The sequence below is a fragment of the Croceicoccus bisphenolivorans genome (assembly GCF_001634625.1).
Lineage (GTDB): Bacteria > Pseudomonadota > Alphaproteobacteria > Sphingomonadales > Sphingomonadaceae > Croceicoccus > Croceicoccus bisphenolivorans.
The window spans coordinates 188,937-214,091 of record NZ_LRSE01000005.1; the positions used below are offsets into that span (position 1 = coordinate 188,937).

The window sequence follows — 25,155 nt, forward strand, 5'->3', positions numbered from 1 at the left end:
TTCACAAGGCGGGCCGCTTGGCGCATTGCTGACATACGGGACATCTTGGTCTATCCGCGCCCGCTTCCGTTCTAGCACCCCGTACGCCTGAGGAGCGCCGATGCTTTACCTGATTGCCCAGTTTTTCGAATTCGAAGGGCTGGCCAACCTGATCCGTTACCAGAGCGCTCGCGCAGGCGCCTGCCTGCTGACGGCGCTGGTCATCGGGATGGTCATCGGCCCGCGTTTCATCGGTTACTTGCGCGTCAGCCAGGGCAAGGGCCAGCCGATCCGGCTGGACGGCCCGCAGACCCACCTTGCCAAGCGCGGCACGCCCACGATGGGCGGCTTGCTGATCCTGACTTCGGTGCTGATTTCCATGCTGCTGTGGATGGATCTGACGAGCTGGATGGTCTGGGCCTGCATCGCGGTCACGCTGGGTTTCGGCGCAATTGGCTTCTTCGACGATTACGACAAGGTGACGAAGCGCAGCCACAAGGGCGTATCCGGCAAAGTGCGCCTGACGTTCGAGTTCGCGATCGCGGGGCTTGCCGCGTGGCTGGTGGTGGATGACACCAACCTCTACCTGCCGTTCATGACTTTCGGCATTCCGCTGGGTCCGGTCTATTACCTCTTCGCCGCCTTCGTGATCGTGGGGGCGGGCAACGCGGTGAACCTGACCGACGGGCTGGACGGGCTGGCCATCATGCCGGTCATCATCGCCAGCGGCACTTTCGCGATCATCGCCTATCTCGTCGGGCGGACCGACTTTGCCACCTATCTCGGCATTCCCTATGTCGAGGGCGCGGGCGAGCTTGCGATCCTGTGTGCCGCGATCATCGGGGCGGGGCTGGCATTCCTGTGGTTCAATGCGCCGCCCGCCGCCGTGTTCATGGGCGATACCGGATCGCTGGCCCTTGGCGGGGCGCTGGGCGTGATCGCCGTCGCCGCGCACCACGAAGTCGTGCTCGGCATCGTGGGTGGTCTCTTCGTGCTAGAGGCGGTTTCGGTCATCGTGCAGGTCTTCTGGTTCAAGCGGACGGGCAAGCGTATTTTCCGCATGGCACCGATCCACCACCACTTCGAACAGAAGGGCTGGGCTGAAAGCACCGTCGTCATCCGGTTCTGGATCGTGTCCATCGTGCTGGCCGTGATCGGTCTTGCCACCCTGAAACTGCGTTGAGCGAAGAGGCTGCCTCGATCCTCCCGCAAGAGGTTTTTGCGGGAACGCGCTATGCCGTGCTGGGCCTTGCGCGTTCCGGCCTTGCCACGGTTCGCGCGCTTTGTGCTGCCGGCGCGAGTGTCATCGCGTGGGATCGCAGCGATGCCGCGCGCGATATGGCAAAGGCGGCACTGGCCGGTTCCGATTGCTTCGTGATGGAAGAACTGACGCGGCAAAGCGTGGCCGGCTGCAAGGGTATCGTCGTGTCCCCCGGCGTGCCGATCAACCGGCATCCCATCGCCGATGTCGCCCGCGCGGCGAACGTGCCGCTGATCGGTGACATCGAACTGTTTGCGCTGGCGCGAAAGGCGCTGCCCCCGCACCGCGTGGTGGGCATTACCGGCACGAACGGAAAATCGACGACGACCGCGCTGATCCACCACTTGCTGGAAAGCGCGGGGCACATCGCGCGGCTTGGCGGCAATATCGGTATCCCGATCCTTGGCACAGAGCCCCTTCCGGCGGGCGGCACATACGTGCTGGAACTGTCGAGCTACCAGATCGACCTGACGCGCAGCCTTGAATGCGATGTCGCGATCCTGCTCAACCTGTCGCCCGACCATCTCGACCGGTATGACGAGGGGTTTGCCGGTTATGCCGCGTCCAAGGCGCGATTGTTCGAAATGCAGCACGGGCATGGCCTTGCCATTGTGGACCGGCATTCGCTGCACGAAATCCGGCCCGTGGCCCGCGCGCTGGATGGCCGCGCGCCCGTTCTGATCGAAGACGTGACCGTGCCCGGAAACCAGGCCGACTGGCCCGCGCTGCAGGGCCCGCACAACATGGGCAATGCCGCCGCCGCCGTCGCCGCCGCGCGCAAGCTGGGGCTGACCGATGCGGAGATCGAGGCCGGGCTGAAAAGCTTTCCCGGACTGCCGCACCGCATGGAACGGGTGGCGGTTATCGGCGGCGTGCTGTTCGTCAACGATTCCAAGGCGACCAACCCCGCGTCGACCGCGCCCGCGCTGGCCGCATTCGCGCCGGAAGAAGGCAGGGCGCGCATCCACTGGATCGTGGGCGGATTGCCCAAGGGCGACACGCTGGGCGAGATCGAGCCGTATCTCGGCAATGTCGCGGCTGCCTATACCATCGGCGAATCGGGCGAGATGTTCGCCTCCCTGCTGGAAGGTCGGGTGTCGCAGATCACCCGCAGCGAGCTGATGGCAGAAGCCGTGCGCGCCGCCGCCGCCATTGCGCGGCCGGGCGATGTGGTGCTGCTAAGCCCCGCCTGCGCCAGTTTCGACCAGTTCCGCGATTACGAAAAGCGGGGCGAGGCATTCGTCAGCATGGTCCATTCGCTTGGGGGAGACGCGCAATGAGCGTGACGCCGCAGTTCGAAAGCGGGTCGTTCCAGGGCGGCGCGGGGGGTGTCCATATCGCCCGCCGCCAGTCGCCCCGACGCAACGGTCGCTGGCACGAACTGGCCGTTTGGTGGCGGGAAATCGACAAGGTCCTGCTGTCCATCGTGGCCGCCCTGATGATGGCCGGCGTTATCGGCGTCGCCGCGGGCAGCGCGGCAAGCGCCCAGCGCCTGTCGACGGCGGAAACGACCCTGTCGGACCTGCACTTCTTCTGGATGCATCTGGCGTTCCTGTCCGTCGGCATTGCGGTGATGCTGGCCGTCAGTCTGCTGCCCCGCGAATCCGCGCGGCGCTTTGCGATCCTGCTGGCGGCGGGGATGTTCGTGCTGCTTGTCGCCGTGCCTTTCGTCGGCGCGGAAGTGAACGGCGCGCGGCGCTGGATCAGGCTTGGCTTCGGGTTCCAGCCATCCGAATTCTATAAACCCGCTTTCACGATCCTGTGCGCATGGATCATTTCGTGGCGGGTGCGCGATCCGCAATTGCCGGTGATGATCCTGTCAGGCGCTGTCCTTGGGCTGTCCTGCCTGTTCCTCATGCTTCAGCCAGATTTCGGCACCGCGATGCTGCTGTGCGGGGTCTGGTTCGTGCTGATGGTGACGGTGGGCCTGCCGTTGCAGCGGGTCGGCTGGGGCGCGGGCGGGATCGTCGCGCTCGTCGTCGGGGCCTACTTCTTCTATGACAACGCCCGCCACCGTATCGATGCGTTTCTGGGCGGAAGCGAGGCCTATAGCCAGGTCGACCTTGCCAACAAGACGCTGACCAACGGTGGCTGGTTCGGACGCGGGCTGTGGATGGGAGAGCGCAAGAACATCCTGCCAGAGGCGCATACCGACTATATCCTGTCCGTCATCGGGGAGGAGTTCGGCCTTGTCGCGGTGGCGGGGATCGCGATGCTGTTCTGCGCATTGGTAGTGCGCGTGCTGTGGCGGCTTTCGCGCGAGGACGACCTGTTCACGCTGTTGTCCGGCACCGGCCTTGCCGCGCTGCTGGGCGGGCAGGCGTTCATCAACATGGCGGTGAACCTGCAACTGTTCCCGTCCAAGGGCATGACCCTGCCGCTGATATCCTATGGCGGTTCTTCGATGATCGCGCTGTGCCTTACCGTGGGCCTGCTGCTGGCAGTCACGCGGCGAAACCCCTACCTTACGCGCGACGGATTGCCGATCGGGCACAGGAGATAAGAAGAAGGCGATGAGCATCTCGCGCCATTACGTACTGGCAGCCGGGGGAACCGGCGGACACATGATTCCGGCATTCGCGCTGGCAAGCGAACTGCTTGCGCGCGGGCACAAGGTCGCGCTCGTCACGGACGAGCGGGGCGAGGCGATCCCTGGCGTTCCCGATGGCCTTGACGTGCATGTCCTGCCCGCCGGGCGGATGCAGGGCGGGGTGCTGGCGCGGCTGAAGGCATTGCTCGCGATCTGGAAGGGGCGCGGCATGGCCCTGCGCCTGCTGCGATCGTTCGAGCCGAGCGCCGTCGTCGGCTTCGGCGGCTATCCCGCGCTGCCTTCGCTGCTGGCCGCGCGCGCGGCTGGTGTGCATGCGGTGATCCACGAACAGAACGCGGTGCTGGGACGGGTCAACCGCTTCCTTGCCAAGCGGGCGGCGGCCATCGTCACCGCTTACGAAACGGTGGAGCGGATGCCTGCCGGAACGCAGGGCCGCGTGCACGTCCTTGGCAATCCGGTTCGCGCTGCGGTGCTTGCCTTGCGTGAACGGCCCTATCCCCCGTTCACGGCGAACGGCCTGCTGCGCGTGCTGGTAACCGGCGGTAGCCAGGGGGCATCGATCCTGTCGAAAGTCGTGCCCGACGGGCTGGCCCGTTTGCCGGAATCGATCCGCCACCGCCTGCAGGTTACGCAGCAGTGCCGCGCCGCCGATATCGATGCCGTGCGCGAAGCATACAAGGCACACGAAATCCCCGCCGAACTCGGCACCTATTTCGAGGATATGGCCGAGCGGCTGGCCGACGCGCACCTGTTCATCGGCCGTGCGGGCGCGTCGACCATTGCGGAACTGACCGCCGTAGGTCGCCCCGCGATCCTGATCCCGCTGCCCGGCGCGATGGACGATCACCAGTCCGCAAACGCCCGCGACATGGCGGGTGCGGGCGGCGCGCGCGCCATCCGGCAGGACAAGTTCACGCCCGACGAACTGGCCCGTCAGATCGAGGCGATGGCCGCCGATCCCGAAGCGCTGGCCAATGCGGCGCACATGGCATGGAACTGCGGCCGCCCCGATGCGGCGAAAGACCTTGCCGATCTGGTCGAAGGTTTCGGCGGCGCGCCGCTGATGGATGTGATCCGTGTCGGCAAGTCTTCGGCGACCGAGGCTTCCGGCCAGACCGTGGGAGCAGGTGCGTGAGGGGCGTTTCGACCGATATCGGCACGATCCATTTCGCCGGCATCGGAGGCATCGGCATGTCCGGCATTGCGGAAGTGATGCACAACCTCGGCTATTCGGTGCAGGGGTCCGACATCAACGACAGCTATGTCGTCGAAGGGCTTCGCAAGAAGGGCATCCCCGTGATGATCGGGCAGAAGGGCGAGAATCTCGAAGGGGTCGCCGTGCTCGTCACCTCTACCGCCGTGAAGCGCGACAATCCCGAAGTGATCTATGCGCTGGAACACCGCATTCCGGTGGTGCGCCGCGCGGAAATGCTGGCCGAACTGATGCGGCTGAAGCGTACGGTTGCCGTCGCCGGAACGCATGGCAAGACGACGACGACATCGATGGTTGCCGCGCTGCTTGATGCGGGCGGGGTCGATCCCACGGTCATCAATGGCGGCATTATCAACTCCTATGGCTCGAACGCCCGTGTGGGCGAGAGCGAGTGGATGGTGGTGGAAGCGGACGAGAGCGACGGATCTTTCCTGCGCCTCGACGGGCAGATCGCGGTCGTCACCAATATCGATCCCGAACACCTGGACCATTACGGCAGTTTCGATGCGGTGAAGGACGCCTTCGTCGAATTTATCGAGAACGTGCCGTTCTACGGCGCGGCGGTGCTGTGCATCGACCATCCCGAAGTGCAGGCGATCCTGCCCAAGATCCGCGACCGCCGCGTCGTGACTTATGGTTTTTCCGCACAGGCCGACGTGCGCGGAGAGAATGTTCAGCCCTATCCCGGCGGCAACCGCTTCGACGTCACGATCCAGCACCGCGACGGTCATGCCGACCGGATCGAGGGCGTGGACCTGCCCATGGCGGGCCGTCACAACGTGCAGAACGCATTGGCCGCGATTGCCGTGGCGCTGGAAATGCAGTGCCCGCATGCCACGATCCAGGACGGCTTTTCGCGCTTTTCGGGCGTCAAGCGCCGCTTCACGAAAGTGGGCGAGATCGCGACCGGCGCCGATCCCGCGCTGGTTATCGACGATTATGGCCATCACCCCGTCGAAATCCGCGCCGTGCTGGCAGCTGCCCGCGAAGGGGCGCCGAAAATCAACGGCGGGGGCCGCGTTATCGCGGTTGCCCAGCCGCACCGCTTTACCCGCCTGCGCGATCACATGGCCGATTTCCAGCAGGCCTTCAACGACGCCGATGTCGTCTATGTCACGCCCGTCTATCCCGCAGGTGAGCAGCCGATCGAGGGCGTGGATGCCGAAGCGCTGGTCGCAGGGCTGAAGGATCGCGGCCACCGCACCGTCAGCGTGGTGGAAAACGCCGACGCGCTGGCCGATGTGCTGGCCGGAACGGTGCAGCCGGGCGATCAGGTCGTGTGCCTTGGCGCAGGCGACATCACGAAATGGGCGGCAGGGCTGGCCGATGCGGTGAACGGGCGGACGGCTGGCTGATGGCAACGATTGCCCGTCATGGCTCAATGCTTGAGGTAACGCTGGAAAGCGGTGGCTTCACCCTGCCCGCCCCGCGCGGCAGCCTGAAGGCCGATGCCCCGCTTGCCAAGCTGACGTGGTTCAAGTCCGGCGGGCCTGCCGAATTGCTGTTCGAGCCGGAGGACACGGAAGACCTCTGCACTTTCCTTGCCGCGCTTCCGACCGATGTTCCGGTGATGGGCCTTGGCCTCGGCTCCAACATGATCGTGCGCGATGGCGGCGTTCCGGGCGTCGTGGTGCGGCTGGGCAAGGCCTTTGCGGGCGCGGATAACGTTGGCGATTGCACGCTGAAGTTCGGCGGCGGCACGTCCGGCGTGCTGGCCAGCTCCACCGCGCGCGATGCCGGCGTGGCGGGCATGGAATTCCTGAAGTCGATCCCCGGCACTGTCGGCGGCTTCGTGCGGATGAACGGCGGCGCATACGGGCGGGAGGTGAAGGACATCCTGACCGAATGCGACGTGGTACTGCGCGATGGCACGCTGACCACGATGTCGCTGGCGGACATGGGCTATACCTATCGTCATTCCGACTTGCCCGAAGGCGCGATCGTCGTATCGGCCACGATGCGCGGGGAAGCGGGCGATCCGCAAGCGATACAGGCGGAGATGGACCGGATCAGCGAAGCGCGCGAAGCCTCGCAGCCGCTGCGCACCAAGACCGGCGGCTCCACTTTCAAGAACCCCGAAGGCACATCGGCGTGGAAGCTGGTGGACGAAGCGGGTTGCCGCGGCCTTGTCATCGGGGACGCGCAAGTCAGTGAAAAGCACACCAACTTCCTCATCAACCGTGGCGAGGCGACCAGCGCGGATATAGAGATGCTGGGTGAGGAAGTGCGCCGCCGCGTCCATGACAAGTGCGGCGTGACGCTGGAATGGGAAATCCGCCGCGTCGGCAAGTTCGGCGCGACGCAAGTGGTGCCGGCCTTATGAGCACGACGATAAAGCGCGGCGGCAAGGGCGTCAGGCGCGCGGCATCGGCGCGCGGCAAGAAGCGCGCGGTTGCGGGTGCAAGGGCGAAAACCGGCGGGTTCGTATCGGGCCTCTTCGCTTCGCTCGGCCTGTCCGAAACCGCACTGCAGCGCACGTTTACCGGCGTGATCGCCCTTGTCGGCATCGCCGCCGCATGGGGCATCGCGGTCGTCGCCGGCTTGCCGTCTTTTGCGGACGAGAAGATCGGCAATCTTGCCGCAGACACCGGCTTTGCCGTGCGCCGCGTCGAAGTTCACGGCGTGGAGCGGATGGACGAGCAGGAAATCTACCGCCGTGCCATCGCCGCGCAGGCGCAGCCGATGACGCGGCTGGACGTTACGGCCCTGCGTGACGAGCTGATCACCCTGCCATGGGTGCGCGATGCGCGTGTTTCGCGCCAGCTGCCCGACACGCTGGTGATCGACGTGATCGAACGCACGCCCCACGCCGTGCTGCAGCAGGGCGAGCAATTCGTGCTGATCGACCCGACCGGCCACCGGCTGGAACCTGTCGCCCCCGCCAAGGCGCAGAACATGCTGGTGCTGAAGGGCGAGGGCGCGGCCGACCGTGCCGCCGATCTGGCAATACTGCTCGATTCTGCGCCCGCGCTGGAAAAGCAGGTGCGCGGGGCCGAATGGATCGGCAACCGGCGCTGGAACCTCACCTTCTCCACCGGACAGGTCGTCGCCCTTCCCGAAGGGGACGAGGAATCGAGCGAGGCGCTGATCGCCTTTGCCCAGATGGACGGGATGAACCGCCTGCTTGGCGGCAAGGTCGCGGTGTTCGACATGCGCGATCCCAGCAAGATCTACATGCGCGTGCCGGGCCGCGCGGCGGACGAGGCCGAGGCGCGGGCAGAAGCAAAGCGGCTGGCCGCGCAGGAAGCGGCGAATACGGGACCACAGGCGGGGACGGAATGATGGCGAACCTACGGATCGAAAAGGTTTTCGGCGCGATCAACATCGGTTCTTTCCGCATCTCGGCGATGATCGCCGGGCTGACGGGCGATGGCGAGATGATCGTGCTGGGTTCCGGCCACCGCGCGGCGGACGGCATCCGGCGCGGCTACGTGACCGACATGGATGCGGCCAGCCACGCCATTCGCGATGCCATCGAACGCGCCGAACGCGCCGCCGATACGCAAGTCTCCTCCGTCTGGATCGGCTGCGCCAATGCGGGGTTGATGAGCGAGATCCGCGAAGTCGATATCGAGATCGGCGGCCGCCGGATCGATCAGGACGATGTCGAATACCTCTTGGCAGAAGCGCGCGACCGTATCGTGCCGCAGATCGGCGAGCCGAAGGTCGTCCTCCACGCCCAGCCCGCGCATTACGTGCTGGACGGGGCGCAGGGCGTGTCGAACCCGCGCGGGCTACATGCCCAGCGCCTTGCCGTTGCCGTTCACGTGATGGAGGCGGAGGCTGGCCCTCTTCGCAACCTCATGGAAGCGGTGCAGAACGCGCATCTGGAGGTAGAGGGCGTCGTCGGCGCCGCGGTTGCCAGCGGCCATGCCTGCCTGACAGAGGAAGAGCGCGAGCTTGGCGTCGCGGTCGTCGATTTCGGGGCCGAGGTTACGCATGTCTCGGTCCATGTCGGCGGGATGCTCGTTGGCGTATCGGTCCTGCCCTACGGTTCCAACGAACTGACCGACGCCATTGCCGGCGCATTCGGCGTTCGCCGCACGCAGGCGGAGCGGTTGAAGTGCGTCTTCGGCTCTGCCATCGCCAGCCCGACCGACCACCGCGAGAAAATCCCCGTCACCGATGGCGGAGAGGAAGTGCCGCGCGCGGACCTTATCTCCACCATCAACGGCCAGCTTTCGCGCTGGACCGACGACGTGGCCCGCGCGCTGAAGGGCATGGGTTTCGTAACGGGGCGCGGCGGCAACGGGCGGCAGATCGTGATCACCGGCGGCGGCGCGGAACTGGCAGGCCTTGCCGACTATGTGCAGCAGGCGCTGGCCAAACCCGTGCGCACCGGTCGCCCCCCTGCGATGAAGGGCCTTCCCGAAGCCCACGCGACACCGGGCTTTGCCGCGCTTGCGGGCCTCGTGCTTTACGCGGCGGCGGACCCGATCGACATCCGCACCCACGGTTCGGCATGGCAGACGACGAGCCGCTTCGGGCGGATGAACCTCGCCGGACGGGTCATGCGGGCTATTCGGGAATATTTCTAGAGCGCTCAAGCCAAAGTGGTACTTTGGCTTGGTTGGTGAGAGCGCTGCCGTCTCCGCCATGGGGTGGGTAGCAGTCATCAGACCCCGAGCTTATAAGCATCGAATGTGTAAGCTGCGACTGTCCCTAGAAACCACGGCACCGCGTACGCTATTATGATCGGCCAAGAAATGCCCGATACCACCACGACAACAATGGCGGCGAAAAAAGGGACTGCACTTAATACCCTAGCGAGCGTTGATGTCGGTGTCGGCGTCACGAAGATGCGGTCCGTTTGAATAAGACCTTCAAGCACTCCGGCGATAGCGCCCCCGACAACCGCAATTATGAGATAGCCTGTGCGCTCTGCTAGCAGAAACGAGCCGGTGTATACCAACAGCAGCACAGTGAGACGTGCGAGGTAAATCAATGCAGGCCTGCACTGAACATCACTTCATGGGACATCGATCTTTGTTAGTGTCTACCCGGTATGTCCGCAACCGGGTCGTTAGTTGACATCCCAAGATCGTCATCCCCGCGAAGGCGGGGATCCAGACGGGAACGTTGCAGCCTCACGCTGGATTGTCCCTCGGGACATTGCGTTCCCCGCCTTCGCGGGAATGACAAAAAGCGAGCATGGCGCGAGTTTACAGTTGGCCTACCGGGCGACCCCCTACCGCCGCCACTTCCGCCCCGGCCAGTGTTCCGGGCTGAACCAGTCACACGCAATATCGGGGCGCGCGTCGGCCAGCGCCATGAAACCTTCGAAGGTCGAGACCGACTTTGCGCAGCGCAGCTTTGTGAGGTTGCGGCAGGTGATCAGCGGGGACAGGTCCTTGTCCGCGACGGTGGTGTTCACCAGCCACAGTTCCTCGAACGTGAAGCCGTCCAGCGGGTCGAGGCTTTCCAGTCTCTGCGCCGTGTTGATCGACCCGTCGAGGTTCAGCTTCACCAGCCGGTCCTTCAACGGGCGGATCCAGCGCAAGTCCGACAGGTGTTTCGCATTCTCGATATCGAGATGGGTGAGCTGCGGCAGGCGGGTCAGCGGAGTGAAATCCGTGATGTTGCGCGGGGAATCGAGCCGCAGCTTTTTCAGCTTCTTGAGCCGCGCCAGCCCCTCGATCGTGTTCGCCGTTACCGGCCATTCCAGCTTCAGTTCGGTCAGGTTCTCCAACTCGCAGATCTCGTCGAGGAAATCCTGATTGACCGCGCTGGCGACAAGGAACTTCAGGTTCCGGCGGGTCGAGATGCCGCGAAACGAATTCTTCTCGCGGTGGTGGACCCCCATGTCGGAATCCGGCCCGATGCCAAGCGCGTCGCTAAATTCGTCCTTCTCCATGGGGAGGGGAGCCTAATGCCGGTTTTTCCCGCCAGCCAGTCCCATGTGGCCGGGCGAAGCGGATATTTTCCTACAGCTTCCACGCGGCATAGAATCCGCGCCATGAACGCCGCCGCCGCAACCTGTCACCTTGACGCCATGTGCCGAAACCCGCGCAAACCCGTCAGTCCGCGCCGGTTTTGGCGGGTGACAGGGTGTCACCTTTGTCACCCTGTTCGCGCCGATGATTCGCCGATCGCGGCCAGTTGCCGCCGTGGTGCGCCGAAATCCCGACGACAGGTGTGGAAATCCCCGCAAATCCTTTGCCCCGCCGATTCGTTCTGTGGCACAAAGAGGGTCAATTTCGGGGGCACGCTGGACGCAGCGATTTTGCGGAGACGTTCATGAGCATCAATATCGGACCACCGGCAGTCGAGGAACTGCGGCCACGCATCACCGTCATCGGTGTGGGCGGGGCAGGTGGCAACGCCATCGCCAACATGATCCGCGCCGAGATAGAGGGCGTGGATTTCGTCGTGTCGAACACCGACGCGCAGGCACTCAACAATTCCATCGCGGAAGACCGCATCCAGCTTGGGCCTGAAATCACGCAGGGCCTTGGCGCCGGATCGCGGCCCGAAGTGGGGCGCGCTGCGGCAGAGGAAACGCTGCACGAGATCGACCGGATGCTCGACGGTGTGCACATGTGCTTCATTGCGGCCGGCATGGGCGGCGGCACCGGCACGGGCGCGGCCCCCGTCATCGCCAAGGCGGCGCGTGAAAAGGGCGTGCTGACTGTCGGCGTGGTGACCAAGCCCTTCATGTTCGAAGGCTCGCGCCGCATGCGCTCGGCAGAGGCGGGGATCGAGGAGCTGCAGAAGCACGTCGACACCCTGATCGTCATTCCGAACCAGAACCTGTTCCTGGTCGCCAGCCCCGACACCACTTTCAAGGAAGCCTTCGCGCTGGCCGACGAAGTGCTGCAGCAGGGCGTGCGTTCGATCACCGACCTGATGGTGATGCCCGGCCTCATCAACCTCGACTTTGCCGACGTGCGTTCGGTGATGGGAGAGATGGGCAAGGCGATGATGGGCACCGGAGAGGCGGAGGGCGACAACCGCGCACTCGAAGCCGCCGAAAAGGCGATCGCCAACCCGCTGCTCGACGGCGTGTCGATGGCGGGCGCGAAGGGCGTCATCGTTTCGATCATCGGGGGCGAGGATATGCGCCTGATGGAAGTGGACGAAGCCGCGAACCACATCCGCGAACTGGTCGATCCCGACGCGAACATCATCTGGGGTTCGGCCTTCAATCCCGACCTTGCCGGCAAGATCCGCGTTTCGGTCGTCGCCACCGGCATCGACCAGTCGGCAGAGGGCGCACAGCCAGCCGCCGCGCCGCAGGGCTTTTCGCTGGGATCGGGCCGCGCGCCGATGCGTCCCGGCATGGCTCCGGCACCGCAGGCGGCACAGCCCGCACCTGCACCCGAACAGCCTGCCGCCGTGCCGCAGGGTTACGGCAACGAACCTGCAGCGCCTGCAGTCGAAGACGAGCCTTTCGACCTGCCGCTCGAACTGGCAGAGGAAGCCGAGCCGGAACCCGCACCCCAGTCGCGGACCGACGAATTGCTGCTGGGCGGCGATTTTGAAGATGCCTCGCAGCGTCCGGCAGTCACCGGCGGCTGGCACCCGACCACCGCCAACGACGAACAGCCGGCGCGCGCCACCGGAGTGACCAGCGGCGGCAGCACCCTGTTCGAACGGATGGCCAGCATCTCGCGCCCGCAGTCTTCCGAACCACCGGCGCGGGACGATGACGATGACGACAGCGCGACGCTCAACATCCCGCGTTTCCTGGGCCGGCATAACCGCTGATCGCGCCATAGGGTACAGCAGCCGCCGCCGTGGGCCGAAATGGCTCGCGGCGGCGGTTCTGCTTGCGTGCCTTGCGAATCCGGCGGCAGCGCAGGCCGTGCGGACGGTTGCGGATTCGAACGAACGCGCGCTGGAAGATGCCCGCGAACGGCTGGGCCGCAACGCCGGCGACGTTGCCGCACTGCGCGATGCGATCCAGGCGGCAATGCGGCTGGGCAAGCTGGACATGGCAGGTCTCTACGCCCTGCGCGCCCAGCAGCTTGCGCCAAAAGATCCGGTGATCATGGCCGCGCGCGGCGCGATCCAGATCCACGAGGGGCGACCGAAGGAAGGGCTGGCCCTGTTCGCGCAGGCCGACAAGGCGGGCGTGGCGCCGGATGCCTTCGTCGCCGATCGCGCGCTGGGTTACGACCTGATCGGTGACCAGCCATCGGCCCAATACTACTACGCCGTGGCGCGGCGGCAGTCTCCGGATGACGAGGTGCTGCGCCGCTATGCGCTCAGCCTTGCGATCATCGGCGATTTTGACACCGGCGATGCCATGCTGCGCCCCTTGCTCAACGTGCAGGACCGGCCGGCATGGCGCATCCACGCCTTCATGCTGGCGATTAACGGCCGCGCGGCGGAGGCGAAGGACGTGCTGGCCACGATCCTGCCTGCCGAACTTGCAACGCAACTTGGCCCCTACATGGACGCGATGCCGCGCCTGTCGCGCGCGCAGCAGGCAGCGGCAGCGAATCTCGGCCTGTTTCCGGCGCTTGCCGGTTTGCCGCAAGGGGTTGCCGGTCAGCCCGCCATGGCAAGCCGCGCTCCGCGCCGCCGGCCCGATGCTGCACCGGTGTTCGGCACCAGCGCGAGAGAAGGGCGAAAGTCCGGAATCGACAGCAACTTTCTCGACGATGCTGCACGCTCCGAAGCGGACGATCACGAGGAATAGCGGGCGGCTTTCCACGGCCCATACCGGCCTTGTCCACAAGCTACGCACATGTCTGTCGACTTATGCCCGACCAGTTGCGAAGCCTGCATTGTGCAACATGGGCGTAACGATTCATGAAGGCCATCGGATCGTTAACCAACCCCAATTCACGGACGGACGCATATGAGAACAGACCGGCACGAGGACGAACGCGACGATGATGCCGCGCCGGTCGACATGCTGGTCTCGCTGTTCGAAGCGCGCGGCTGGCCATACGAACTGATCGGCGAGGACGAGGTTTCCGGCGAAGTCGAAGGCGCTTGGGCGAAGTACCAGCTGCGCGCGATCTGGCGACGGGAGGACAATGTCCTGCAACTGTTGTGCCTGCCCGAAGTGCGCGTTTCGGACGACAAGCGAACGCAGATGTTCGAGCTGCTCAGCCTCGTCAACGAACAGATCTGGCTCGGCCATTTCGATCTTTGGTCGGCGGGTTCGGTCCTGCTTTATCGCCACGGCCTGATGCTGGGCGACGATGGCCTGCTGTCGATCAGCCAGGCGCAGATGGCGGTGGAACACGCGGTTGAGGAATGCGACCGGTTCTATCCTGCGTTCCAGTTCGTGCTGTGGGGCGGGCGCACTCCTGCCGACGCCTTGGCCGGCGCTCTGATCGACGCAGCGGGAGAGGCCTGAGCGATGGGCACTTTTCATGGCCGGATGCTGCTGATCGGTTGCGGCAACATGGGTGGCGCGATGCTGGCCGGATGGCTGCGTGGCGGTATTGCGGCGGATGTCTTCACCGTCGTCGACCCCTATGTCGAAAGTGTGCCGGATGGCGTGCGGCTCCTGCGCACGATGCCGCAGGAAACCTTCGATGTCGTGCAACTGGCGATCAAGCCGCAGGGTTTGGTGTCCGCCGTGCCCGACATCGAGCCGGTGCTGGGCCCCGATACGCTGGTACTTTCGCTGCTGGCAGGCGTTGAATTGAGCACGCTGGCCGAATGCTTCCCGCGCGCCGAGGGCATCGTACGATTGATGCCCAACCTCTCGGCCGCACTCGGTAAGTCGCCCGTGGCGCTCGCGGGCAATGGCCTTGCCGCTGATCGCACGGCCATGGTCGATGCGCTGATCGCGCCGTTGGGTCAGGGCGAGTGGATCGAGGAGGAAAGCTTCGACCTCGTTACCGCGCTGGCGGGATCGGGTCCGGCCTTCGTCTACCGTTTCATCGATGCGCTGGGTACGGCTGCCGCAGAGCTTGGTCTACCTGAAGAGCAGGCCCACCGGCTGGCGCTTGCCACTGTCGATGGCGCGGCAGCGCTTGCCGCCATCAGCGAACATTCCCCCGGCGAACTGGCCCGAAGGGTGGCTTCGCCCGGCGGCGTGACGGAAGCGGGACTGCGCACACTTGACCTGCATGGGAGCCTTGTCGGCCTTGTGACAGACACCTTGCGCGATGCGGCCCGGCGCAGCGCCGAAATGGCGGCACAAGCGCGAAAGCAGAGCTGAAACATTCTGTTACAATACTTAACGCATTGTTTTCGTTTGCCCTGAACGATTTGGCGGCCGCGGTGCAATGACCGGTTTTCCTTGAATTTACCTCCCACAATCGCGATATTGTCGGAGACGGCCCCGTTTGTGAGGGCTGAAAAGGAGTTTTAGGAACACATGGCAAACTGGAACGACCCCCAGCCCACACGACAGGGCTTCGGCGCAGCTCCGGGCCTTAATCCGAGTGTGCCGAGCACGCGCGCCGGCTTCGATGCCGGCCTGCGCAAGTACATGCTGTCGATCTACAACTACATGGCATCGGGCGTGCTGCTTTCGGGCATCGTCGCCATCGTCATGGCGAACACCGCGTTCGGGGTTGGCATCATCACGTCGCCGCTGATGTGGCTGATCGTGCTCTCTCCGCTTGCGATTGTCTTCGCCATGAGCTTCGGCGCAAACCGCTTTTCGCAAGGTACGCTGCAGATCCTGTTCTGGGCGTTCGCGACGCTGATGGGCATGAGCATGTCGACGATCTTCCTCGTCTACACCGGCGAATCGATCGCGGCGACGTTCTTCGCCACTGCTGGTGCATTCGCCGGCCTGTCGCTGTTCGGCTACACCACGAAAAAGGACCTGTCGGGCTTCGGCAGCTTCCTGATCATGGGCGTCATCGGCCTTATCATCGCGTCGGTGATCAACCTCTTCCTGCAGAGCAGCGCACTGTATTGGGCAATCAGCTTCCTTGGTGTCCTGATCTTCGCAGGCCTCACCGCCTATGACACGCAGCGGCTGAAGGCCCAGTACTATCACCTCGCCGGAACCGACTTCATCGGCAAGGCCGTGATCCTGGGCGCACTGTCGCTGTATCTGGACTTCATCAACATGTTCCAGTTCCTGCTTGCTTTCATGGGCCAGCGCGACTGAGCATGACCGGCCCGGCGGAAAATTCCCGCCGGATCGTGACCGAGAAAAGATGACGCCCGGCCGGTTCATCCACGCCGGGCGTTTTCGTTTGCCCGTCTCTCACAGCCCGTCGGTAATTCGCGTCGGCTCGTCTTTTTTGCCTGTGGATCATCAGGGCAGGGATGATGCACCGTGGTTCGCGGCGATGCATGATCGGGGCAGCGCCAGCTTGCGTCTTAATCCTGCCGCAAGCCGGGTTCATGCACACTGGCAAGACATTCAATTTTGCGGGAAAGAGGGCCGATCAGGTGGCGTCCAAAATAGTAAAGATCGTGCAGACCTGTGCCGTGGCCGGGATCGCCACGCTGTCGGGTTGTACTCCGCCGCCGCCGCCCGCACCTCCGCCGCCCCCGCCGCCCGTGGTGCAGGCGTTTCCCGCCCGTCCGCTTGCGCCCGGCTATGCGCAGGACAATCTCGCAGTTCCGCCAACCGATGCGATGGGCATTCGCCAGACGGTGAATACCGGGCTGACTTCGGCGCAGACGACGTGGAATCTGCGGTCCGCCTACAACGTCGCGGCGCTGAACTGTCAGGGGCCGGAAAACGCGGCCATGGCCGAACGCTATGGTGCTTTCCTGAAAGAGCATACGCGTGAGCTTTCGGCGACGAACCGTGCGCTCGACAGTGAATTCCGCCAGAAATACGGCCCCGGCTACAAGGACGTGCGGGACCGTTACATGACGCAGGTCTACAACTATTTCGCCCTTCCGCCCGCGCTGGAACGGTTCTGCGCGGCTGCGCTGAATGTCAGTTCCGAACTGGCGACGGTGGAGAAGGGCAACCTTGACGTGGCGGCAGCCAACCTGCTGCCGCAGCTGGAATCGGTGTTCCTGAATTTCTTCAGCGAATATGAAGCCTATCGCGTCGCTGCGACGGCTTGGGATGCCAGCTACCTTGCCACTTATGGCGTTCCTTATCGCCGGCCCGGCATGAACCCGCTCTCACCGGCGGCAAACGTCCCCTATGGCCCGGATGCAAGCACGGCTACTCCCGTCCCGGTGGCCGGTCAGGGTAGCGGCACGACGGGCTCCTGAGCCTGATTGCCGGGGAAGCTCGATTTCCCCCTTTGTTTCGAGAGCCGCGTTTGCTAACAGCGCGCCTCGCCCGCATGGCGGGCCAAGGATGGAACGGGGCCGTAGCTCAGTTGGGAGAGCGCGTCGTTCGCAATGACGAGGTCAGGGGTTCGATTCCCCTCGGCTCCACCATCCGGTCATTACCCTCCATATGTTGTCCTCTGAACGCTTCTTTTGCGAAGCTTGGGCCATGCTTCTCCGGCGCAACAGACGCTGGCTCAATGCGAGTTCACATCTGTCACACATCACACGAGTTTTGATACGACAGACTGGTCATTACAAATTGTGATGACATCTGCTTGAATCGGTAATTCCTCATCATGACCGGGCGCGATAGCCATGTCGTCGGACCTCAAAGAAGGTCTGGAACGGGAAACGGTCCGTTCTCAAAACGTCATGGAGAGGCCTATGAAAACGCATTTCCTGCGCGGTGTTTGCTGCGCGACCTTCCTGCAGATCATGTCGGCTCAGGCCTATGCGCAAACCAGCGATCAAGGTTCCGAGCAGGATGCGAGGCCTGCCGATGGCGGTATCGCGGAAATCGTGGTCACTGCTTCCCGCCGTGCGGAATCGGCGCAGCGCGCGGCGGTTTCGATTCAGGCGATCGATGCGAACACACTGGCCACCAAGGGCGTTTTCGGACCAGAGGGCCTGAACGCAATCGCACCCGGCGTGACGCTTGGCACCGCCGGCAACTATCCGCAGACTTATGTGCGCGGCGTCGGCAACTTTGCGGCCAATTCCTTCGCCGAAGGCGCGGTCGCGACGAACATCGACGGTGTATATGTATCGCGCCCGTGGGGCGTTCGTGGCGCCTTTTTCGATCTTGAGCGTATCGAGGTGCTCAAAGGCCCGCAAGGCACGCTCTACGGTCGGAATGCCAGTGGCGGCGCACTCAATATCATCACCGTTCGCCCCAAGCTGGGCGAAGTGTCCGGCTTTGGCGAAGTAGAAGTCGGCAACTACGAGATGCGCCGCGCATCGGCTGCACTCAATGTGCCGCTGGGGCAGACAGTTGCGGCCCGTGTCAGCGGTCAGATCATCGATCGTGACGGATACCTGTCCGACGGAGCGGACGACGAGGAAAGCCAGGCTGCCCGCCTCCAGATCCTGTTCGATTCCGGCTCTGACGTGCGCCTGTTGTTGCGGGGGGTATATCAACATGTCGGCGGTGTCGGCGCGGGCGGTGTGGTGGTCGATCCCGACCTGTCGGGCGATGGCTGGACGCAGAACAGCGATCCTTCGGTAGCGGAAGTCTACGCGGCTGAACCGGAGATCGGGCCCTTGCTCGTTACGCCCGGCACCGATTCCTTCCTTGACCTCACGAGTGTCGAGATCGGCGCGGAGCTGGAATGGGATCTTGGCCCTGCCACGCTGACAATTATTCCGTCGCATCGCGACAGCAAGTATTCCGATCTCAGCTACGTGCCCGGTTACCGGGTACGCGATACCGAACATGCGAAGCAGACCAGCGTTGAGGCACGCTTTTCGAATGAGAGTGATCGCCTGAAATGGGTCCTCGGCGCATTCTGGTTCGACGAGCGACAGACGCCGAAGGGCGATGCTGCCAACCTTACCGTCAACTTCGGACCTGGTTCGATCGCTATCGGCCCGCCCTTCCGGCTTGCCACCGAAAGCATCGCTGCCTTTGGACAGGCAACGTTCAGCGTGACGGACGTTTTTCGCCTGACAGGCGGTCTGCGCTACACGCATGAGACAAAGGATTTCTACCAACAGAGCTTCCGCTATGGCTTCTCGCCGGACGGGACCTGTTCAGAACCTGACGTGGCCATAGAGAACCCTCCGTTCCCGGGTCAGTTCTGCCAGTTCTCGTTCACGCAGGATGACAGCGCGAAATTCAACAACGTCAGTTGGAAAGTCGGCGCGGAATACGATGTCGGCCCCGCGTCGCTGGCCTATGGCTCGATCAGCACCGGGTTCAAGTCGGGCGGGTTCTTCCCATCGAACATTCCCGGTGTGGGCCGGTTCGACCCCGAGAAGCTGACTGCGTTTGAAATCGGGCTGAAGAACCGCTTCCTCGACAACCGGCTGCAGTTCAACGTCGAGGCGTTCCACTGGATCTACAAGGACCAGCAGACCAGCGCCCTGCTGCCATTGGCCAGCGGTTATGTGACCCAGGCGACGTTCAACGCCGGTCGCGCCAAGATCACCGGTGGCGACGTCGACATCGTTGCCAAGTTGAGCGACGCGGACACGATCAACGCCAAGGTGGAATACATCCACACCAAGTACGACGAGTTCCAGTTCACCCAGTACGCTCCGGCGACTTATGGTTGCTCAACCACGACCGAAAGCCTGCCGCGCGTCGTCGATTGTTCGGGCAATCCACTGATCCGTACGCCAAAGTGGAGCGGGACGGCCGGCTATTCCCACGTCTTCGACCTTGGCGGATCGGGCACTCTGGACGCCAGTGTCGACACGCAGTTCGCGTCGAAGGCCTACATGGGCTTCGACTATGCGGTCGGCCAGATTCAGGATGCCTATGCGATCGTGAATGCATCGCTGACTTATCGCGATGCGGGCGATGCCATCTCGGTCACTGCCTATGTCCGCAACATCGGTAACGAGGCGGTGATGTCGCAGGCATTCCGTCACGCATTCATCTCCGGCAACAACCCTCTGACCGGACCTGACGGGCTGATCACGGCCACGATGCGGCCGCCGCGCACTTATGGCGTCATCGTCCGCGCCGGCTTCTGACCAGCGCTGCGAGCCACGGGGAATTCGGTTGCAAGGATCGGGTTCCCCTAAACTCACGGAGAGATGAAAATGAACGCATCGCTATCGGGACGAACAGTCATCGTCACCGGTGCCGCATCCGGAATGGGGCTTTCCCATGCGCGGGCATTCGCGCACGCCGGAGCCAGCGTCGTCATGACCGATGTCGCGGATGCGGAGGGCGAGGATCTGGCCCGCACCATTCGCAATGCGGGAGGCAAGGCGCGCTTCCTGCGGCTCGACGTCACGGATGAAGGCGGCTGGCAGGATGCGATCCGGTCGATCGCCGACACCGAAGGCTCGCTCGATATCCTCGTCCACAATGCAGGCGGCGGCATTCCGGCGGGTTTCGAACAGACGACGCTTGAGGACTTCGAGGCGTGCCTGCGTCTGAACACGTCGAGCAGCTTCATGGCGGCAAAGGCAATGGTTCCGCTGCTTCGGCGGGGCACCAACCCCAACATGGTGTTCGTATCATCGACCGGAGGCTTGATGGCGACGCCTGACCTGTTCGCCTATGGCCCATCGAAATCGGCGGTGTGCCATCTGGTGCGGACGCTGGCCGTATCGCTCGCGCCCGAAGGGATCAGGGTCAACGGGATTGCGCCCGGCCTGATCGACACCCCGATGTCGCGCAAGGCGAAGGCCATCCCCGAAGTCTACGACCGCATCCTGTCGCGCGTGCCGATGGGCCGTGCAGGCGCGGTCGAGGAGGCGAGCGCCGCCGTGCTGTTCCTAGCGTCCGATGCCGCATCCTACGTCAACGGCGTGATGCTGCCGGTCGACGGCGGTGCGTTGGCGCTCTGATCGCAACAACAATGCAAGAACCAAACCCAGGAGAAGATCGATGACCGACACCAAGGAAGCCCGCAACAAGGAGGTGGTGCGCCGCTTTTTTGCCGAGATCCCCTATGGCCCCGGCGACAACCTGCACGTGATCGACGAGATCGTGGCCGAAGACTACGTCCAGCACAATCCGGACGCCGGACAGGGGCGCGAGGGCCTGAAGCACTTTTTCACCAACGTCATTCCCCTGCCGATCCCGGCGTGGCTGGATGCGTCGGGCACCGTTTCGGTGAACCTCATCGCGGACGGCGACTTCGTCGTGCGGCAGGAGGTCAGGACCCACGGCATGCTGATCGACATCTTCCGCGTCGATAACGGCCTGCTGAAGGAACACTGGGACGCATTCCGCCCCAACCCCGGCACCGAACGTCCGCCCAGCTTCTGAGCGGAGCCACGATCAGCAACCCGGTACGATGGGAAAAGCGGAAATGGACCTTGAACGTAACAAGGCGCTGGTCGCGCGCCTGTTCGACGACGTGCTCTATGGCGACGGCAGCAGTATCGACGATCTCGATGCGATCGTTGCCGAGGACTACATCCAGCACAACCCCAAGGCGGGGCAGGGACTGGCCGGAGTGAAGGCGTGGTTTCACGAAATCGTGCCCCGCCCGCCGGGCTTCGGGAAAGAGCGGATCCTTGCGACCAACTACTTTGCAGAGGGCGATCTCGTCGTGCGGCAGGAGATCAGCAAGATCGGTCTCCTGATCGACGTGTTCCGCGTCGAGGGCGGCATGCTGGTCGAGCACTGGGATGCCTTCCGCCCCGTTCCCGGCGGTGTCCGGCTTCCCGGTTTTTGACACAGGGCGCGCCGCCACGGTTCGGCGGCGTGGTTCCATATGGAGAGTGAAATGCACATGATCGACGACGCAGCCATCGCAAAGGCGCGCGAAGAATACGAACGCGATGGCGCGACGGTAATGCGGCAGGTGCTGTCGCCGGAGCAGGTGGAAGTGCTTGGCCGGGCGGTAGATCACATCATGCAGCCCGGATCCGCCGAGCCCGATTTCGTTAACGGCGAGAACCTGTCAAACGAGGGCGGGCGCTTCTTCAACAGCAACTTCGCCTATCGCCGCAATGCCGATCTGCAGGATCTTGTCTTCCGCAGCGATCTAGGCCGCATCGCGGGCGAGATGATGCAGTCATCGCAAGTCCGGTTCTTCTACGACCAGATCCTGGTGAAGGAACCGGGGACCGCGGATCGCACCCCGTGGCATCAGGACCTGCCCTATTACCCGATTGACGGAGAGCATGTGATCTCGTTCTGGGTCGCGCTCGACAGGGCGACGCCGGAAAATGGCGTCGTCACTTACGTCAAGGGATCGCACCGCTGGAACCGCTTCTTCTCGATGCAGGCGTTTTCCGACAAGTACCGGGAATCGTCGGAACGGGAACGCAGCCTTCCTGTCTATGACGATGCCGAGGCGCGCGGGCAGCCCAGGAACCTTGCCGACATCCGCGACCACCCGGAAAACTACGAATTCCTGTCATGGTCGGTCGAACCGGGCGATATCCTTGTTCACCACCCCCTGACCATTCACGGATCGAGCGGCAACAGTTCGACGGGCATGCGCAGACGCGCGATAGCCACGCGGTGGCTGGGCGACGATGCGCGTTGGAACGACACGCGGCCCAATTTCATGCGCGCGCTGAAGGGGCGCAAGGGCTTCGAAATGCCGCCACTTGAACTGGGCGACAAGCTGGACGTGCCGCTGTTCCCGCTGGTTTGGAGCCGAGAGGGGGCATCGGCCTGAACCACGCCGGTCCCAAGAAAATATTCAAGGAGAGTGACTTATGGCCGATGAAGCCGAACTGATGCGCAATAAGGAACTGGTAGCCAGGTTCTTCCGACTGATCCCGTTCGGGCCGGGCAACAATCTCGACGTTCTCGACGAGATCGTGGCCGAGGATTACATCCAGCATAACCCCTTTGCCGGGCAGGGCCGCGAAGGGCTGCGCGAATTCTTCACCTCGTTCATGCCGCTGCCGATCAAGCGGATGAACGGCGGGGAATCAATCTACATCAACATCATGGCCGAAGGCGATCTGGTGGTGCGGCAGGATGTACGAGCGCGCGGCATGCTGATCGATATCTTCCGGATCGAGGACGGCATGCTGAAGGAGCACTGGGACGCATTCCGTCCGGCCACCGAAGCGGACCGGCCGAAAGGGTTCTGACAGCACACGATGATATCCATCGGGCCGAAGACGAAGCGGCCTGGTGGTAGCAACCGGCCATGGCTGGCAGCTGCACCGGAAAACATGAGGGATATGTCGTTGCCAACCGGGCCGGTTGTGACAGATACAATGCAAGGGAGATGCAGGACCTGACGCGGTGATCGCGCGTGCGCGGCCACCAGCCAACGGCGGCCGACGGGAAGGACCGGTATGCAGAAGCTGAGCCTGAAGGAATTGCAGGTTTTCATGGCCGTCGTCGATTGCGGCAGCATCGGGGCCGCATCCGACGTTGTCCATCTGACACAGCCTGCCATCAGCCGTATCCTCGCCCGGATGGAAGGCCGGCTCAACGTCAAGGTTTTCGAACGCAACAGCCGTGGCACTTACCCGACCCCCGCCGGCGAGGCGCTGATACCCTATGCCAGGGGCCTGCTGTTCGACGCAGAACAGGCCAGTCAGGCGATCGACGAAGTTCGGGGCCTGAAGCGCGGCATCGTGCGGATCGGCGCCACGGGAGCGTTCGCACGAAAGGTGTTGGCCGGCGTGGCATCGCAGCTGCTGGAAATCGGGCCGAACATCCGGATCGAGATCATGGAAGGCAGCGACGATATGTTGAATTCAGCGCTGCTCCATCGCGAAATCGACGTGGCGGTTGGCAGCATCTGGCCCCGCAATTGCGAATTGCGGATGATCGGGGAGTGCGAATTCGTCGACGCTTTCCGCCCGTTCTGTCGCGCTGGTCACCGTCTGGACGCACGTAACGAGGTGACTCTAGACGAGCTTTCGCGTGAGCGTTGGGCACTGGCACCGGAAAAGAGTTCGCCGCGTCACTTGTTCAATTCCGCATTCCATCAGGCGATGTTGCCGCAACCGGTGGTGTCGGTAGAGACCATGTCGCCGGAATTGTGCATATCGAGTGTTCTCGACTCCGATCTTATAGGATGGCTGCCGTGTTCGCTTATCGAGCTTCCGCTACGCTACAATCTGATCGCGACACTGCCCAACGCCGCCCTGACCAGCCAGCGCAAGTTCTTCATCTATTCCCGTAACAGCGGGGTAATGCCCTATGCGGCAAGCAAGCTGATCGAGCTTATCCCGCACCGGCGATGCGAGCCGCAGCACGGCATTCCCCAGCTGTATAACTGAACACTTGCCAGCCGTTCAGGCCACGGCCTGACGCTCGGTCTCCTCGCGGATCATCTTGTCCAGCATGCGGTTGTAGATCGTGATGCTGCGGTCGTGGGACGTGGGGATCATCCGCGGTTCGGGCGTTTCGTCGATCACCTTCTGCTGCGCCTCGATCATGACCTTGTCTTCGGCGAAGGCCTTTTGCACCAGCTGCATCATCGGTTCGATCATCTCTTCGTTGCCATGGGCGCGATGCATGCCATAGCAGAAGAAATAGCGGGTAGTGCGCTCGTCGATCGGGGTTACCGCCTGTCCGGTGAATGTCAGATCGCGAACCGCGTCGGAAAGGTCCGGCTCACCGAATTCCAGCTTCTTCGCCGTACCCAGCGGGAACCCGGCGATGTGCATCATCAGGATGCCGGGCACCACGTAGTCGTATTCCATGTAGTGGTCGAGCGGCGCGGCCGGGAAACCCGCGGCATCGGACGCCAGATTCTCCACCCACCGCCGATAGCGGATGCCACGGTCGATCGGCCGGATGTCGGCATGGGTCTTGGCCATCTGGTCCCCTTGCGGGAAGCTGTCGGCGTGGACATAGCCGATATGGCTGAAATCGAGCAGGTTTTCGCTGATCAGCTGGGCAGCACAATCGTAATCGAGGAAACCGTGACCCATTAGATAGTCGGGATGATCGGTGCCGATCGTGGCGGGGATTGCCGAATCGTCGGCCAGTTCCGGATCGCCCATCCACACCCAGGCCCAGCCGTGGCGGTCGACCACCGGATAGGCGCGCACTTTCGCATCGCGCGGTACGATATCCTGCCCCGGAATTTCCGTGACGGCGCCGTCACTATCGAACAGGATGCCATGATACATGCAGCGCAGCCGCTCGCCTTCGCAGCGGCCCAGCGACAGGGGGGCCAAGCGATGCACACAACGATCCTCAAGGGCGACAAGCTTGCCGCTTTCCGTACGGAACAGGACGATCCGTTCACCAAGTATTCGCAGGCCGGTGGGCTTCGCCCCGTCAAGATCCGCGGTCCATGCCGCAACGTACCACGCGTTTCGCACATAATGCATTGTAGCTCTCCCAAATTCTTGTCGCTAACTTAACGGTGT

The 25,155-nt window shown here is 63.6% G+C and carries 23 protein-coding genes and 1 tRNA gene; 22 read left to right on the forward strand and 2 right to left on the reverse strand.

The window, feature by feature from the left end; translation table 11 throughout:
• The first annotated feature begins 100 nt into the window (after positions 1-100).
• From mraY to ftsA, 8 genes are read left to right on the forward strand one after another with little or no spacing between them, the layout of a single operon-like run.
• Complete coding sequence (gene mraY / locus A7A77_RS07315; RefSeq protein WP_066555820.1) at positions 101-1,162, forward strand: phospho-N-acetylmuramoyl-pentapeptide-transferase; 1,062 nt, start codon at positions 101-103, stop codon at positions 1,160-1,162.
• A 17-nt stretch (positions 1,163-1,179) separates the two neighbouring features.
• A complete protein-coding gene (murD, locus tag A7A77_RS07320) occupies positions 1,180-2,520 on the forward strand; it encodes a UDP-N-acetylmuramoyl-L-alanine--D-glutamate ligase (protein WP_066556063.1) in 1,341 nt (446 codons plus the stop codon).
• Complete coding sequence (locus tag A7A77_RS07325) at positions 2,517-3,743, forward strand: FtsW/RodA/SpoVE family cell cycle protein (protein WP_082835975.1); 1,227 nt, start codon at positions 2,517-2,519, stop codon at positions 3,741-3,743. Before murD ends, A7A77_RS07325 begins: the two co-directional genes overlap by 4 nt.
• A gap of 10 nt (positions 3,744-3,753) precedes the next feature.
• Entirely contained in the window at positions 3,754-4,926 is a 1,173-nt protein-coding gene (gene murG / locus A7A77_RS07330; protein ID WP_066555824.1) for an undecaprenyldiphospho-muramoylpentapeptide beta-N-acetylglucosaminyltransferase, read from the forward strand.
• A complete protein-coding gene (gene murC, locus A7A77_RS07335) occupies positions 4,923-6,359 on the forward strand; it encodes a UDP-N-acetylmuramate--L-alanine ligase (RefSeq protein ID WP_066555826.1) in 1,437 nt (478 codons plus the stop codon). The genes murG and murC overlap by 4 nt, the downstream gene beginning before the upstream one ends.
• A 26-nt stretch (positions 6,360-6,385) precedes the next feature.
• A complete protein-coding gene (gene murB / locus A7A77_RS07340; RefSeq protein ID WP_172799859.1) occupies positions 6,386-7,327 on the forward strand; it encodes a UDP-N-acetylmuramate dehydrogenase in 942 nt (313 codons plus the stop codon).
• Positions 7,324-8,286, forward strand: coding sequence for a cell division protein FtsQ/DivIB (locus A7A77_RS07345; protein ID WP_066555827.1), 963 nt, complete (start codon positions 7,324-7,326; stop codon positions 8,284-8,286). The genes murB and A7A77_RS07345 overlap by 4 nt, the downstream gene beginning before the upstream one ends.
• On the forward strand, positions 8,286-9,542 hold the full coding sequence (gene ftsA, locus A7A77_RS07350; RefSeq protein ID WP_066555828.1) for a cell division protein FtsA: 1,257 nt from the start codon (positions 8,286-8,288) through the stop codon (positions 9,540-9,542). Before A7A77_RS07345 ends, ftsA begins: the two co-directional genes overlap by 1 nt.
• Positions 9,543-10,192: 650 nt before the next feature.
• On the opposite strand, the gene A7A77_RS07360 is transcribed toward ftsA, so the two are convergent.
• Positions 10,193-10,858 carry a hypothetical protein gene (locus A7A77_RS07360; RefSeq protein ID WP_066555831.1) on the reverse strand — a complete coding sequence of 222 codons (666 nt, stop codon included), beginning with the start codon at positions 10,856-10,858 and terminating at the stop codon, positions 10,193-10,195.
• A gap of 383 nt (positions 10,859-11,241) precedes the next feature.
• Between A7A77_RS07360 and ftsZ the strand changes: the two genes are divergently transcribed.
• From ftsZ to A7A77_RS07430, 14 genes are all read left to right on the forward strand, one after another.
• Positions 11,242-12,711, forward strand: coding sequence for a cell division protein FtsZ (ftsZ, locus tag A7A77_RS07365; protein WP_066555832.1), 1,470 nt, complete (start codon positions 11,242-11,244; stop codon positions 12,709-12,711).
• A gap of 97 nt (positions 12,712-12,808) precedes the next feature.
• On the forward strand, positions 12,809-13,648 hold the full coding sequence (locus tag A7A77_RS07370; RefSeq protein WP_066555833.1) for a tetratricopeptide repeat protein: 840 nt from the start codon (positions 12,809-12,811) through the stop codon (positions 13,646-13,648).
• Between the two features lie 162 nt (positions 13,649-13,810).
• Positions 13,811-14,317, forward strand: coding sequence for a type III secretion system chaperone family protein (locus A7A77_RS07375; RefSeq protein WP_066555835.1), 507 nt, complete (start codon positions 13,811-13,813; stop codon positions 14,315-14,317).
• 3 nt (positions 14,318-14,320) lie between these two features.
• Complete coding sequence (locus A7A77_RS07380) at positions 14,321-15,130, forward strand: pyrroline-5-carboxylate reductase family protein (protein ID WP_066555837.1); 810 nt, start codon at positions 14,321-14,323, stop codon at positions 15,128-15,130.
• Between the two features lie 159 nt (positions 15,131-15,289).
• Positions 15,290-16,036, forward strand: coding sequence for a Bax inhibitor-1/YccA family protein (locus A7A77_RS07385; protein WP_066555838.1), 747 nt, complete (start codon positions 15,290-15,292; stop codon positions 16,034-16,036).
• Positions 16,037-16,323: 287 nt separating this feature from the next.
• Positions 16,324-17,109 carry a hypothetical protein gene (locus tag A7A77_RS07390; protein WP_156500468.1) on the forward strand — a complete coding sequence of 262 codons (786 nt, stop codon included), beginning with the start codon at positions 16,324-16,326 and terminating at the stop codon, positions 17,107-17,109.
• A 95-nt stretch (positions 17,110-17,204) separates the two neighbouring features.
• Positions 17,205-17,280, forward strand: a tRNA-Ala gene (locus A7A77_RS07395).
• A 276-nt stretch (positions 17,281-17,556) separates the two neighbouring features.
• Positions 17,557-19,869, forward strand: a complete 2,313-nt coding sequence (locus tag A7A77_RS07400) for a TonB-dependent receptor (RefSeq protein WP_172799860.1) — start codon at positions 17,557-17,559, stop codon at positions 19,867-19,869.
• A 69-nt stretch (positions 19,870-19,938) separates the two neighbouring features.
• Positions 19,939-20,694 (forward strand): SDR family NAD(P)-dependent oxidoreductase, encoded by a 756-nt coding sequence (locus A7A77_RS07405; protein ID WP_066556069.1) that lies wholly within the window; start codon positions 19,939-19,941, stop codon positions 20,692-20,694.
• Between the two features lie 40 nt (positions 20,695-20,734).
• Positions 20,735-21,118 carry a nuclear transport factor 2 family protein gene (locus tag A7A77_RS07410; protein WP_066555845.1) on the forward strand — a complete coding sequence of 128 codons (384 nt, stop codon included), beginning with the start codon at positions 20,735-20,737 and terminating at the stop codon, positions 21,116-21,118.
• Between the two features lie 43 nt (positions 21,119-21,161).
• Positions 21,162-21,530, forward strand: coding sequence for a nuclear transport factor 2 family protein (locus A7A77_RS07415; RefSeq protein WP_216635558.1), 369 nt, complete (start codon positions 21,162-21,164; stop codon positions 21,528-21,530).
• A 57-nt stretch (positions 21,531-21,587) separates the two neighbouring features.
• On the forward strand, positions 21,588-22,484 hold the full coding sequence (locus A7A77_RS07420; RefSeq protein ID WP_066555849.1) for a phytanoyl-CoA dioxygenase family protein: 897 nt from the start codon (positions 21,588-21,590) through the stop codon (positions 22,482-22,484).
• 40 nt (positions 22,485-22,524) lie between these two features.
• Positions 22,525-22,908 carry a nuclear transport factor 2 family protein gene (locus A7A77_RS07425; RefSeq protein WP_066555851.1) on the forward strand — a complete coding sequence of 128 codons (384 nt, stop codon included), beginning with the start codon at positions 22,525-22,527 and terminating at the stop codon, positions 22,906-22,908.
• Between the two features lie 210 nt (positions 22,909-23,118).
• Positions 23,119-24,054, forward strand: a complete 936-nt coding sequence (locus A7A77_RS07430; protein ID WP_066555853.1) for a LysR family transcriptional regulator — start codon at positions 23,119-23,121, stop codon at positions 24,052-24,054.
• A 15-nt stretch (positions 24,055-24,069) separates the two neighbouring features.
• Here the strand turns inward: A7A77_RS07430 and A7A77_RS07435 are convergent, their stop codons facing one another.
• Entirely contained in the window at positions 24,070-25,116 is a 1,047-nt protein-coding gene (locus A7A77_RS07435; protein WP_066555855.1) for an aromatic ring-hydroxylating dioxygenase subunit alpha, read from the reverse strand.
• Between the last annotated feature and the right edge of the window lie 39 nt (positions 25,117-25,155).